This is a genomic window from Xanthomarina arctica (genome assembly GCF_014638915.1).
Classification (GTDB): Bacteria; Bacteroidota; Bacteroidia; order Flavobacteriales; family Flavobacteriaceae; genus Xanthomarina; species Xanthomarina arctica.
In genome coordinates this window covers 641165-653586 of sequence record NZ_BMFQ01000002.1, presented here as the reverse complement: position 1 = coordinate 653586, position 12422 = coordinate 641165, and the positions used below count along the sequence as shown (strand labels likewise).

11 protein-coding genes and 2 pseudogenes are annotated in these 12422 nt (G+C 34.8%); 10 read left to right on the top strand and 3 right to left on the bottom strand.

The window, feature by feature from the left end:
* Nucleotides 1-22: 22 nt before the first annotated feature.
* The 4 genes from IEV77_RS09185 (at nucleotide 23) to IEV77_RS09170 (ending at nucleotide 4390) form a co-directional block, all read left to right on the top strand.
* Nucleotides 23-2518: an ABC transporter permease gene (locus tag IEV77_RS09185; protein WP_188464843.1), complete on the top strand. Its 2496-nt coding sequence runs from the start codon at nucleotides 23-25 to the stop codon at nucleotides 2516-2518.
* Nucleotides 2519-2564: 46 nt separating this feature from the next.
* On the top strand, nucleotides 2565-3089 hold the full coding sequence (locus IEV77_RS09180; protein ID WP_188464046.1) for a hypothetical protein: 525 nt from the start codon (nucleotides 2565-2567) through the stop codon (nucleotides 3087-3089).
* 116 nt (nucleotides 3090-3205) lie between these two features.
* The gene (locus IEV77_RS09175; protein ID WP_188464044.1) at nucleotides 3206-3634 is read left to right on the top strand and encodes an organic hydroperoxide resistance protein; all 429 of its coding nucleotides are present in this window, start codon (nucleotides 3206-3208) and stop codon (nucleotides 3632-3634) included.
* 156 nt (nucleotides 3635-3790) lie between these two features.
* The gene (locus tag IEV77_RS09170; RefSeq protein WP_188464042.1) at nucleotides 3791-4390 is read left to right on the top strand and encodes a DUF6642 family protein; all 600 of its coding nucleotides are present in this window, start codon (nucleotides 3791-3793) and stop codon (nucleotides 4388-4390) included.
* A gap of 19 nt (nucleotides 4391-4409) precedes the next feature.
* On the opposite strand, the gene IEV77_RS09165 is transcribed toward IEV77_RS09170, so the two are convergent.
* On the bottom strand, nucleotides 4410-5174 hold the full coding sequence (locus IEV77_RS09165) for a TIGR03915 family putative DNA repair protein (protein ID WP_188464041.1): 765 nt from the start codon (nucleotides 5172-5174) through the stop codon (nucleotides 4410-4412).
* 9 nt (nucleotides 5175-5183) lie between these two features.
* Complete coding sequence (locus IEV77_RS09160; RefSeq protein ID WP_188464039.1) at nucleotides 5184-6446, bottom strand: putative DNA modification/repair radical SAM protein; 1263 nt, start codon at nucleotides 6444-6446, stop codon at nucleotides 5184-5186.
* Between the two features lie 161 nt (nucleotides 6447-6607).
* On the opposite strand from IEV77_RS09160, the pseudogene sinR reads away from it, so the two are divergent.
* The 3 genes and pseudogenes from sinR to IEV77_RS17455 form a co-directional block, all read left to right on the top strand.
* Nucleotides 6608-6784 (top strand): annotated as a pseudogene (sinR, locus tag IEV77_RS17460) (polysaccharide synthesis transcriptional regulator SinR); the annotation flags it as partial.
* Nucleotides 6779-7207, top strand: a complete 429-nt coding sequence (gene lexA / locus IEV77_RS09155) for a transcriptional repressor LexA (RefSeq protein WP_229736656.1) — start codon at nucleotides 6779-6781, stop codon at nucleotides 7205-7207. The pseudogene sinR and the gene lexA, both read left to right, overlap by 6 nt.
* A 225-nt stretch (nucleotides 7208-7432) precedes the next feature.
* A pseudogene (locus IEV77_RS17455) lies at nucleotides 7433-7615 on the top strand (OsmC family protein); the annotation flags it as partial.
* Between the two features lie 235 nt (nucleotides 7616-7850).
* On the opposite strand, the gene IEV77_RS09145 reads toward IEV77_RS17455, so the two are convergent.
* On the bottom strand, nucleotides 7851-8195 hold the full coding sequence (locus IEV77_RS09145) for a winged helix-turn-helix transcriptional regulator (RefSeq protein ID WP_188464033.1): 345 nt from the start codon (nucleotides 8193-8195) through the stop codon (nucleotides 7851-7853).
* A gap of 235 nt (nucleotides 8196-8430) precedes the next feature.
* On the opposite strand from IEV77_RS09145, the gene nfsB reads away from it, so the two are divergent.
* The 3 genes from nfsB to IEV77_RS09130 all read left to right on the top strand — a co-directional run bounded on the left by nfsB (nucleotide 8431) and on the right by IEV77_RS09130 (nucleotide 12419).
* Nucleotides 8431-9096 carry an oxygen-insensitive NAD(P)H nitroreductase gene (gene nfsB / locus IEV77_RS09140; RefSeq protein WP_188464031.1) on the top strand — a complete coding sequence of 222 codons (666 nt, stop codon included), beginning with the start codon at nucleotides 8431-8433 and terminating at the stop codon, nucleotides 9094-9096.
* A 163-nt stretch (nucleotides 9097-9259) separates the two neighbouring features.
* Complete coding sequence (locus tag IEV77_RS09135; protein WP_188464029.1) at nucleotides 9260-10114, top strand: SDR family oxidoreductase; 855 nt, start codon at nucleotides 9260-9262, stop codon at nucleotides 10112-10114.
* Between the two features lie 151 nt (nucleotides 10115-10265).
* Complete coding sequence (locus IEV77_RS09130; RefSeq protein ID WP_188464027.1) at nucleotides 10266-12419, top strand: VIT and vWA domain-containing protein; 2154 nt, start codon at nucleotides 10266-10268, stop codon at nucleotides 12417-12419.
* The last annotated feature ends 3 nt before the right edge of the window (nucleotides 12420-12422 follow it).

The following is a 12422-nucleotide window of genomic DNA, read 5'->3' as shown; positions in this document are numbered from 1 at the left end:
ACAAATAGGCTGGTTGTTTAAAATGGCATGGCGCGATGCCAAAGCCAGCAAAGTGCGCCTGCTGTTATTTATGGCGTCCATCATATTAGGAATCGCGGCTGTGGTTTCTATACAACTGTTTAGCTCCAATTTAAAGGATAATATCCAAAGTCAGTCGAAAACTTTGATGGGAGCTGATTATATTATAGATTCCAGGCAATTACCAACAGAGCGGGCTCAAGCCATTATCGACTCTTTAAAACCGGATGCTTCAGAGGTTAATTTTGTATCCATGATTGCGTTTCCAAAAAACGGAGGCACCAAATTAGTTAAGGTTCAAGGGATGAAAGGGGATTTTCCTTTTTATGGTAAAATAAATACGGAACCATCTTCTGCATCAAATAGTTATCAACAGTCAGGTGGAGCATTGGTTGATGCGACTTTGATGTTGCAATTCAACATGAAACCAGGAGATTCTATTAAAATAGGACAACTGACATTGCCTATTGCAGGAGCTTTAAAATCCATGCCAGGTAATTCTGCTGTTTCAAGTTCGGTGGCACCTCCAGTAGTAATTCCATATCGATTTGTAGAAAGCACAGAATTATTGCAGTTTGGAAGTAGAAAAGAATATCAATATTTCTATAAAGTATCGGACACCTTTAATTTAGAGCGCTTAGAAGCTAAAATAGAGCCGGCCCTCGATTTAGAAAATGCCGATTTAGATACGCATACCAGCACCACAGAACGCTTAGGGAAACGTTATGACAATGTGGGTAAATTCTTGAATTTAGCAGCCTTTATCGCCTTATTATTAGGCTGTATCGGAATTGCGAGTTCAGTTCATATATATATTAAAGAAAAATTAAAAGCGATTGCTATCTTAAAATGCATGGGAGCTTCCAGACTTCAGAGTTTTCTGATTTTCTTAATTCAAATTGCGGGCATTGGAATTGTGGGTGGTGCTATAGGATCCCTGATAGGCGTTGCCCTGCAAACCGTATTTCCATATCTCTTAAAAGATTTTTTACCCTTTACCTTGGAAATAACCATTTCCGCTCAACCTATTTTAATAGGAATATTCTTAGGGCTCTTCATGTCGGTGTTATTTGCGCTCTTACCATTACTTCGTACTTGGTATGTGTCGCCTTTAGATGTCTTACGGGTAGATGAAAATGGCTCTCAAGAACCTAGAAACGTACGGTTTTTGGTCTTCGGAATCATTTTAGTATTCCTATTTCTATTTTCACTTTGGCTGCTAAAAGATCCTCTTTATGCCTTGGGTTTTGTAGGTGCAACTGTCATTACTTTTACCTTGTTGGCCGCTGTCGCTTTAGGTTTTATAAAAACAATTAAGCGTTTTTTTCCAAAACATTGGAGCTTTACTGCCAGACAAAGTTTGTTAAATCTCTTTAGACCCAATAATCAAACTGTTGTATTAGTAGTTGCCATAGGTTTAGGGACGTTTCTAATAAGTACCTTATATTTTACTAAGGATATTTTATTAGCTAAAACAGAAGTCGGACAAACCACAGAAAATGCCAACATTATTATATTGGATGTGCAACCAGATCAAAAAGATGCTGTTGCAGAAAGTATTACATCAAAAAACTTAGCAGTACTTAATAACATGCCTCTGGTTACCATGCGCATGGAAAGCCTAAATGGCCGTTTGGTAAATGAGATCCGTCAGGATACAACCAGACAAATAAAGGGTTGGCTTTTAAATCATGAGTTTAGAACAACTTATCGAGATTCACTAATAGCTTCAGAAGAATTAATGGCAGGCGAGTGGGTACCATACATCAAACCAGGAGAGCCTATAGTAATTTCTATTTCAGATAATCTGGCCAACGATTCCCAGTTAACTGTTGGAGATGCGGTGGTTTTTAATGTGCAAGGGGTTTTAATGGAAACAACTGTAGGAAGTATTCGAAAAGTGGATTGGTCTCAAATCCAACTCAATTTCACCATTGTTTTTCCAACAGGTGTTTTAGAAGATGCTCCTCAATTTAACGTTTTTACCACGATGGTGCCAGATGAAGTAAGCTCTGCTGCTTTGCAACAAGATTTGGTATCTAAATTCCCGAATGTTTCTATTATCGATTTACGACAAATATTTACACTTGTAGAAGATATTCTTGATAAGGTGTCATGGGTGATTAATTTTATGGCATTTTTCAGTATTTTCACAGGAATTATTGTATTGATTGGTTCTGTAAGAACCAGTAAATATCAGCGAATTAAAGAAAGTGTGTTGTTGCGAACCCTTGGAGCTAAAAACAAACAGATCTTACAAATTTCAGCTTTCGAATACCTCTTTTTAGGGCTTTTAGGAAGTTTGGTAGGCTTGCTATTGGCTTTAGTTAGTAGTCTGTGTTTAGCTTTATTTGTTTTTAAAGAGCCATTTATTCCATCTGGAATTCCTTTTTTAATTTTTATGCCAGGAATCACGCTCTTGGTGTTAATTATTGGATTGAGCAACATTCAAACGGTATTGAGAAGTTCGCCTTTAGAAGTGTTGCGCAGGGAGAGTTAGGCTACAAGCCATTAATATTAATCAATGACGTATATCTATTTCTGTTATGACAATTATTAGAGTGCTTATTTTTTCGATATCGTTTTTGTTGATCCTCTCTTGTAAGAAAAAACCAGAGGATAACACCTTCAAAATAGTTCACTTAGCGCCAGATGAAATAATAATAAACAAAGACACCTTAGAAACTTATGGTTGGTACTCAAAAACCCGAAACGACTTTTTCGTGGTAAAGAATTTTGACCAAAAAAAAGAGCAACACAAAATAACTATCGATAGCTTTATAGTAAGATATATAGAAAAGGATTCCTTTTTACACAAAAATAAAAATGTGAATTGGTCCTTGACTTTCTTCAACTATGGAGATGGTATCGATGAAAACACGGTACACGAATACAATACAGATTATACCATGCATACGCTCTTTGCTCCAGAAAAAGTCATCTGTGAATATGGGTTTAATAACAGATTTGGTTATAATGGTTCTTATTATGTTTTGGATTCTAACCCGCGCAAATTAGATAAAACTAAGAGTGATATTCTAATAGAATATTTTAAAAATAAGGGTTTCTAGATGCTTTCAATCCGCTGAAAACATCTATTGTATTTTAAGAGAACTTTATGAAATTTCGTTTTATTAAATATATTTATGGTGTTATCTTACATATCTAAATTATAAAAACGAAAAAGATGAAAACATTATATGAAGCAACCACAGTTGCAACAGGCGGTAGAAAAGGTCAGGTCGCATCAGAAAATAGTCCAATAGATTTTGATTTATCAGTTCCTAAATCTATGGGTGGAGATGGAGGTAATGGTGCCAATCCAGAACAACTATTCGGTGCAGCTTATGCAGCATGCTTTGGAGGAGCAATTCAAGCAGTAGCTAAAAGTGAAGGAATTGAAATTGATGAAGATGAGTTAAGCGTTACGGCTATTATTGGATTTTGTAAAGATGAAGATGGCTTTTTTCTAGAGGCAACCCTAGATTGTTTTATTCCAGGAGTAGATTTGGAAACTGGAGAAGATTTAGTTGAAAAAGCCCATGAAGTATGTCCGTTTAGTAAAGCCACACGCGATAATATTACAGTGAATTTAAATTTATTATTAGACGAATAAGAGACGTTTACTACTTAAAAAAAAATATAAAAAAGCTTACCATCTGGTGAGCTTTTTTTAAATAAGTTTATAAAATAATTTTATTATAAAGTGCTAAAAAGTTTAAAAGTGTTGTTTTAATTTTGCGTTTCAAATACGTTGCATAAATATAGAAACTTGTTAGAAAAAAGACCCCAATTACCCCAAGAAAACGCTATAGATTCAGATTATTTTATTTATTGTTTGGAAGGCGTTCAAGACATAGATACGGTGAAGGTTACCGAAGCCCAAGAAAGCTTGGAACACTTGGCTTTGACCTACGAAATAGCGAGTATACATAAAACATGCGACACTATTGAAGGTCTTGAAGAGAGCTTAAATACACTGATCTTAGATGATCATAATTTTAAAGACTATGAAATAATCTACTTGGTTATGGAGGGTGAAGCCAATAGCATTTGTTTAAATGATTATTATTATAGTTTTCAGGAAATTGCTGAACTTTTTGAAGGTCGCTTAAGCGGAAAAATTTTACATTTTTCAAATGCAAAAATTCTAGATTTAGACGAAGAAGAGGCACAATATTTTTTAGATATCACAGGCGCAAAAGCAGTTTCTGGCTATGGTAATGCATATAATGGTATAAGTAGTTCTAACCTTGATAAAGCATTCTTTAACTTATTTAAAGAAGATGATAATATGTTTGATGTGGTTGAAGAGTTGCACCAAAGGCATTACAATGTCTGTAAATTACTCGATTTCAGATTGTATTATTGAACCAATATACGCACAGTATCTACTGTTTCTCACTTAAATATTTCCAATACCGTTTCGGTACATGTTGTATATGCAGTTTCATGTTTTTCCGAGACGCGATGTTTGTACTTTTAAAATAATCGTTCCATAACTGCTGAAATTCTAATTCAATTGCAGCAAAAATATCTGTCGATGTTTTGGACGGATCAAAATCAGCATCAAATTCAAGGGTAATGATATCTACCTGTTCTAAATCGTAATAAATTCCATACTTCCGTTTTAAGTCGTAAATCAGCCATTTTTGGTCGGCATAACGTCTTTTAAAATGATTTTTTATAAGTGGTAACACATTAAAGTCAGGTTCTATATTTGCAAAATAAACGCCATCTTTTGTCAGTTTAAACCGCACAAAAGCTTCCATTCTGTGTTTTTCTCGTCCTACGTTTTTTGTCAGTTTAGAGATTTCCAAAATATGCACATTGGTATAATCAGATCCCACATTGGTTTTGGCGGTAAACACATAAACCATGGCTTGGAACAAGCTGTCTTCTACAGTGGGTTTTTCACTCAGAAACGCATAATAAAAACGGCGTAAGTCATTAGCAGATAGTTTCTTTTTTAAGCCCGTCCAAACCCGATTTGCTTTCTCAGCATCCGTATGCACCGTTTCGTAACTCCCAAATAAAGGTTGTTGAAAGCGTTCTGTAGTTACTATGGTCACTGCTTTTAATTTCATATCAAAAGCTGTAAACACGGCTGTTAAGAACCCGTCGAATGTGCCGTCGTAAATTAGAGTGGTTTCCATAACAGGGGACTACCCAAAAAGATTTAATTGGTTACTAAGCATGCTGGTATATTTACTCTTGGAGTTTTGTAAGATTAACCCTTTAATTTTTTCGGGTGTCAGATCTCGAGTTTCAAATTGGTTGGAGGCACAAATCAAAAAATATTGCGCACGATTAAAAGAGATACCAATTGCTTTTAAATGGTCCCAATTAAGTTGTCTATAACGTCTGGCACTTAATATTTTAAATACCGATTTCATCCCTAAACCCGGAATTCTTGCCAGCATGCGCTTATCGGCTTTATTAACATCTACAGGGAATTCGTGTAAATTCCGTAACGCCCATCCCAATTTCGGATCGATATCTAAATCTAAATACTGATTGTCTTTGTTTAAAATTTCTTCAATATGAAAGCCGTAAAACCGCAATAACCAATCGGTTTGATACAGTCTGTTTTCACGTAACATGGGTACAGGCGTGCCAATTTGCGGTAAACGCGTATCGTAACTAATAGGCACATAGCCCGAATAGTACACGCGCTTTAAATTAAAATTCTTGTAAAAGTAATTGGAAGTGTACATGATTTGCATATCATTTTCGCCACTCGCGCCTACAATCATTTGTGTACTTTGTCCAGCAGGTGCATATTTTGGCGTGCTTTTAATCAGTTTCTTTTCACTTTTATATTGAATGATTTCATTTTTAACTTTTTCCATAGGCTTAATAAAATCCGCTCTGTTTTTATCTGGAGCTAGAAGTTTTAAGCCTTCTTCTGTCGGAATTTCAATATTTACACTCAACCGGTCGGCATATAAACCTGCTTCCCGCATAAGTTCGTCACTAGCACCAGGAATAGATTTTAAATGAATATAACCATTAAAGTTTTCCTCTAATCTTAATTTTTTGGCCACAGATACTAAGCGTTCCATGGTATAATCGGCGCTTTTAAAAATGCCTGAACTTAAAAACAAACCTTCAATATAATTCCGTCTGTAAAAGTTTATAGTTAAATCGACTACCTCTTGCACCTGAAATGCCGCCCGTTTTATATCGTTGCTTTTGCGCGTCACACAATACGCACAATCGAATATACAATGGTTGGTAAGCAGTATTTTTAATAAGGACACGCAACGGCCATCTTCTGTATAGGTATGGCAAATACCAGAATTCGATGCATTACCCAATCCCTTGTTGGTATTGGTTCTATTGCTTCCGCTAGAAGAGCAAGACACATCGTATTTAGCTGCATCTGCTAGGATATTTAACTTTTCTTGTACACGTTCAAAAGACATACTTAAGCATTTAATTTTAAGGCGTAAAGCTACAACTTAATCTAATTAAAAATGCGTTGTATTTGAAAATAATATCATAATAGTATAAATAACTATCTCATAATATGATATACTATTATGTAATTTATTATATTTGCTACTGAAAACCAACCCATTGAATTATGAATCGCATTAAAGACATTTTGGAAGACAAAGGCATTAAGCAAACTTGGTTGGCCGAAAAGCTAAATAAGAGTTACAACATGGTGAATTCTTATGTCCAAAATAGGAGGCAACCCAGTTTAGAAATGTTGTATGAGATTGCTAATATCCTGCAAGTAGAAGCTAGAGATTTGTTAGATATCAACCAAGCTGTCTTTAATAACACCGTTGAAAGTGATACAGTAAACATCCCATTAATCGGATCTGTAGCGTGTGGATTACCTGTTTTTGCAGAAGAGCATATCGAAGCCCATATCCCAATTTCTACAAAACTGGTTAAAACCCCAACTGATTATTTTTTATTGAGAGCTAGTGGAGATTCTATGAATACGAAAGGGATTGATAGTGGCGATTTACTACTCATTAAACGACAACAGACTGCCAACACTGGAGATTTAGTTCTCGCTTTACTAGACGACGAAGCCACGGTTAAAGAGTTTAGACATAACGGAAGTACCATTGTGTTAAAGCCACATTCTACAAATTTAAAACATCAGCCTATTATATTAACCACCGATTTTAAAGTTCAGGGTGTTGTGGCACATGTTATTAAGATGTAGTTTGGTATTAAAAATATATTGTAAAAAGTTGCTTTTTAAATGTTTACGGAACACATTTTATATAACGACCTAGGAGGGAAGTTACATGTATGTAACCAAGAATGTCATCATGACCTAATATTAAATTTTAAATACTCTAATACGCTTAACATCCTTTATATTCTGAAAAGCGTAAATAAATTAGGAGTACAATAGCCTAGAAATAGTTTTCCGAAATTTATTCTCGTTATTGGATTTTGTAAAGATGAAGATGGCTTTTTTCTAGAAGCTACTTTAGATTGTTTCATTCCAGGAGTAGATTTGGAAACTGGAGAAGATTTAGTTGAAAAAGCCCATAAGGTATGTCCGTTTAGTAAAGCCACACGCGATAATATTACAGTGAATTTAAATCTGTTATTAGACGAATAAAAGGCGTAAAACCTTAAAGTAAATATAAAGATAACCTCAGGATAATTAATTTTACAAAAAATATTCTGGGGTTTTTGATTAAGATAAAGTCTCATCATCTATTAACTGGAATCATCATTGCTTGGACTTCCTCCAATAGGTATATCTTGGTAAGAAATAAAAGTTTTAAATAAATACTCATTTTGAGTAGCTACAATAGATTTAAATTGAGAATAAGTATAAAAAATATGAGCTCTTAAACTACCACTTCCCCTTCTTCTTTAATAGCAAAAACACCCCATTCAGCAATAGATTGCACAACCGGAATTAAAGTTTTACCAAAATTAGTTAAAGAATATTCCACCTTTAATGGCGGTTTAGAAGTGTAAACTTTTCTTTTTATGATGCCATCATCCTCTAATGTTTTTAATTGTAAACTCAGCGTTCGTTCAGTAACTGTTGGCATTTCTTTTCTTAATTCATTATATCGAAGTGTTTTATTTATTAAATGAAATAGGATAACGGTCTTCCATTTACCACCAATCATTCCCATGGTTAAACTGGCGCAACATGGATATTCTTTCCCTTTAAATTGGTACATAATCAAGTAATTACTAGTTCTATTGTTTATGCAAAGATAAAGTACTATAGTAAATTATACAACTATACTTTTTATAGTTTATTTAACACGCGTTTATTGTGTTGTTAGTTAGTGTTTTACGAGTTGATGGTTAAATTTAACACGTACTATCATTTTTGACCGTTATTGCGAGTTTTAAATAGGTTACATACTTTTGTCACTATAAAAATGATAGTATAATTATTTAATATAAAAAATGAATTTACAAGAAACATTAAACTGGAGATACACGACGAAAGAATTTGATACCACCAAAAAAATATCTGAAGAAGATATGGCACAAGTTAAAAACTTATTAAGAATGAGTCCTTCAAGCGTAAACTTGCAACCATGGCATTTTATTATAGCAGAAACTACAGAAGGAAAAGCACGTATGGCAAAAGGAACCCAAGGCTTTTTTCATTTTAATGAACCAAAAATAACGAATGCTTCAGCGGTTGTATTGTTTTGTTCAAAAACAAGTGCAGGTGCAGACGATACTTTTTTTAAACACCTTTTAGAAGTTCAGGATAAAGACGGAAGGTTTCCTAATGAAGATGTAAAGAATGGGATGTATGGAGGAATGAACGCTTTTGCTGACATTCATAAATATGATTTAAAGGATTATCAACATTGGATGGAAAAACAAGTATATCTTAATATGGGTAACTTTTTATTAGGAGTTGCTAGTTTAGGTATCGATGCAACACCAATGGAAGGTATTGATGTAAAAGCTTTAGATGAAGAATTCAGTTTAAGAGAAAAAGGGTTTACGTCATTAGTAGCTGTGTCTTTAGGGTATAGAACCGCATCTGATTTTAATTCGACTGACAAAACGCCAAAATCTAGATTACCACAAAGTGAGATAATTACAGTGGTATAAATTCTTTAATTATGAAAAAATCAACTAAGAAGTAATAAACGTATGCTTTTACAAGGCATAATTTACCATTCGATGTCTAAGGTTTATCTTAACGTTTCTAAGAATTTGACATACTTTTATGGTTATAAATCAATTGGATTATCAATTCTAAAAAATCACGATTATGAAAATAGCAGTCACATCAGCAAGCGGAAAATTAGGTGCTTCAATAGTAAAACACTTAATTAATTTAGTAGGAAAAGACAATGTTATTGGCGTGGCGCGTACCCCTGAGAAAGCAGCATACTTGGGCGTTGAAATTAGAAAAGGAGATTATAATAGTAGAGAACAGTTTAATGCAGCCTTAAAAGGCGTAGATGCTGTTCTTCTGGTTTCAGGTATGGATGCACCCGATAAAAGAATCATTCAGCACAGAAACGTCATTGAGGCTGCAATACAGAATGGGGTTAAGAAAATAGTGTACACCAGCATTGTTGGAGCAGAAGAAGGTAATGCGTTTAGTCCCATAGTACAAACTAACAGACAAACAGAAAAAGACCTTCAAAATTCTGGTTTAGAATGGGTTATTGGTAGAAATGGTATTTACATAGAACCAGATTTAGAATACTTAGAGACTTATATAAAAGAAGGAGAAATACGCAACTGTGCAGCTAATGGCAAATGTACCTATACCAGCCGAGAAGAGTTAGGCTATGGGTATGCTAAAATGTTAACTGAAGACAAGCATCATGGTCAAGTTTATAATCTTGTGGGAGAGCCTGTTACTCAAAGTCAGTTAACTGGTTACATGAATCAAGTATTTCATACAAGTCTTATTTATCATTCAGTTTCTGTAGCAGATTATAAAGCTGAAAGAGTAGCAGCTTTAGGCGATTTTATAGGAACCGTTATTGCTGGAATTTATGAAGGCATTAAAGAAGGAGCAAATGATGTATCTTCAGATTATAAAGTTGCTACAGGCAGAGCTCATATATCTACCATAGACATGATGAAAGTGTTTAAGGAAACTCTGGACTAATCTTTCATTTTTTTTTATTTGCAATCCTAAGTAATATCACATAACAACGAATTCTAGTTTAACAGCGACGAATTCTAGAACCCACCAAATATAGCTCGGTTTCTCTTTTAGATTTGATGTATCAATAACAACAATCTAAAACTTAAAAACCATGAAATATCTTGCAACGCTCTTACTTCTTTGTTCCATCTCCATTGGCTTTGCCCAAAAAACGGATGGCCCTTATTTATCAGTATCTACTAAAGATGCTGTAATTCCTTTAAAATCTTCTTTTACAGAGGTAGAAATTTCAGGAACTATTGCCCATGTAAAACTCACTCAAGTCTATCAAAACAAAGGGAATTTGCCTTTGGAAGCTACCTATGTTTTTCCTCTTTCTACGCAAGCCGCTGTCCATAACATGCAAATGAAAATTGGAGATCGAATTATTAAGGCTAAAATATTCGAAAAGCAAGAAGCTAAAAAAGTGTATGAAACAGCAGTAAAAGAAGGCAAACGGGCCGCCAAGCTAGACCAAAACAGACCTAATGTTTTTCAAATGAATGTAGGGAATATCATGGCTGACGATGAAATTACTATCACCATCTTTTATACCGAATTATTAGTGCCAACTCATGGCAGCTATCAGTTTGTAGCACCAGCAGTAGTTGGCCCAAGATTTATTGGAGAAAGTGCCCAAAAAGAAGAGGCTTTTAACATGCCATATATGCCAAAAGGGTCTGCCGATTCTTTTAAATACGACTTGAAAGTATCACTAAATGCTGGTATGATTATCCAAAATATAAACAGTCCAAGCCATCAAATTAATGTTAAATATCCCAACCCTAAAACAGCCAATATTTTTTTATCAAAAAGTAATGTAAATCCTGGGAATAGAGATTTTATTTTAGACTATAATTTGAGAGGAAATAAAATACAATCGGGTTTGTTGTTATATGAACATGAGGGTGAGAATTTCTTTGCCCTTCAAATGGAGCCAACTAAAAACATTAACTATAAAGACATCCCTGCAAGAGAATACCTTTTTATTGTGGATGTGTCGGGTTCTATGAATGGCTATCCGCTAGAAGTTTCAAAAGAACTCATGAGAAACTTACTATGCGATCTTAGAGCTACAGATACCTTCAACGTGCAACTATTTGCGTCCAGCTCTACTATTTTTAGCCCAAACGCTGTAGAATCTAACGAGCAAAACATTGAGGCTGCCATTCGTTTTTTGTCTGAAGGCCAAGGTGGCGGTGGCACAGAATTACTCAGTGCTTTAAAGGAAGCCTATAAATTACCGAGAAAAGATCCAAACAGCGCACGTTCCATGGTGGTAGTAACCGATGGCTATGTAAACATAGAAAAGGAAGCTTTTCAGCTTATCAACAGCAACTTAGATCAAGCCAATGTCTTTACGTTTGGAATTGGCTCTAGCGTTAATAGATATTTAATTGAAGGTATGGCAAAAGTGTCTCAAAGCGAATCTTTTATAGCCACTTCACCTGCCGAGGCTGTGGAAGTAGCCAAGGCCTTTAAAAACTATATAGAAACCCCTTTACTGACTCAAGTGAAACTCAAAACCAAAGGCTTTGAAATTTACGATATGGCGCCAAGCAGTATTCCCGATGTCTTTGCTGCCAGACCAGTGCTTGTCTATGGAAAATACCATGGCAAACCCGAAGGAACCATTTTAATTACCGGTTACCAGGGCAAGAAAAAGTTTAAGCAAGAATTTAAAGTATCTGCTAGTAACTTAAGTGATAAAAACAAGGCTTTACCTTATTTATGGGCCAGAAAAAAAATAGAAGAATTGGACGATTATAATGTCTTGTTTTATAACGATGTAAAGGATGAAGTAATTGCTCTAGGTTTAAAATACAACCTGCTAAGTAAGTACACCTCTTTTGTGGCTGTAGATGAAACCATAGTAAATAAAGATGGCGTTATAAAAAGTGTAAAACAACCACTTCCCATGCCTGAGAACGTCAACAATGCGGCTGTAGGAGCAGAGGCCGAATTTTTTAAAAAAGCAGCTTATAAAAAGTCTTACACCACAACAATCACTGAAAAGTTAGTATCAACCGATAAACGCAAAATTAAAATGGAATTTAATGCCCAATACGCCACCTTAGTCACAAAACATTTACAGCATTACAAAAGCTTACGCATTAAATTTAATGCAGAAGGTCAAATCACATCACTTGAAACTCTTGAAAATGGACAATGGGTCTATGCCCAAGATCTACTTATAGAGTTTCATAGGATTCCCACAAAAGCATTCTCAGTAAATAGTGCTATCACATTAACCTTAAACCGTTAAGCT

Excerpts from the sequence above, each read along its gene's own strand:
- IEV77_RS09185 (WP_188464843.1), top strand. The coding sequence starts at position 23 with ATGGCATGGCGCGATGCCAAAGCCAGCAAAGTGCGCCTGCTGTTATTT.
- IEV77_RS09180 (WP_188464046.1), top strand. The coding sequence starts at position 2,565 with ATGACAATTATTAGAGTGCTTATTTTTTCGATATCGTTTTTGTTGATC.
- IEV77_RS09175 (WP_188464044.1), top strand. The coding sequence starts at position 3,206 with ATGAAAACATTATATGAAGCAACCACAGTTGCAACAGGCGGTAGAAAA.
- IEV77_RS09165 (WP_188464041.1), bottom strand. The coding sequence starts at position 5,174 with ATGGAAACCACTCTAATTTACGACGGCACATTCGACGGGTTCTTAACA.
- IEV77_RS09160 (WP_188464039.1), bottom strand. The coding sequence starts at position 6,446 with ATGTCTTTTGAACGTGTACAAGAAAAGTTAAATATCCTAGCAGATGCA.
- IEV77_RS09145 (WP_188464033.1), bottom strand. The coding sequence starts at position 8,195 with ATGTACCAATTTAAAGGGAAAGAATATCCATGTTGCGCCAGTTTAACC.
- nfsB (WP_188464031.1), top strand. The coding sequence starts at position 8,431 with ATGAATTTACAAGAAACATTAAACTGGAGATACACGACGAAAGAATTT.
- IEV77_RS09135 (WP_188464029.1), top strand. The coding sequence starts at position 9,260 with ATGAAAATAGCAGTCACATCAGCAAGCGGAAAATTAGGTGCTTCAATA.
- IEV77_RS09130 (WP_188464027.1), top strand. The coding sequence starts at position 10,266 with ATGAAATATCTTGCAACGCTCTTACTTCTTTGTTCCATCTCCATTGGC.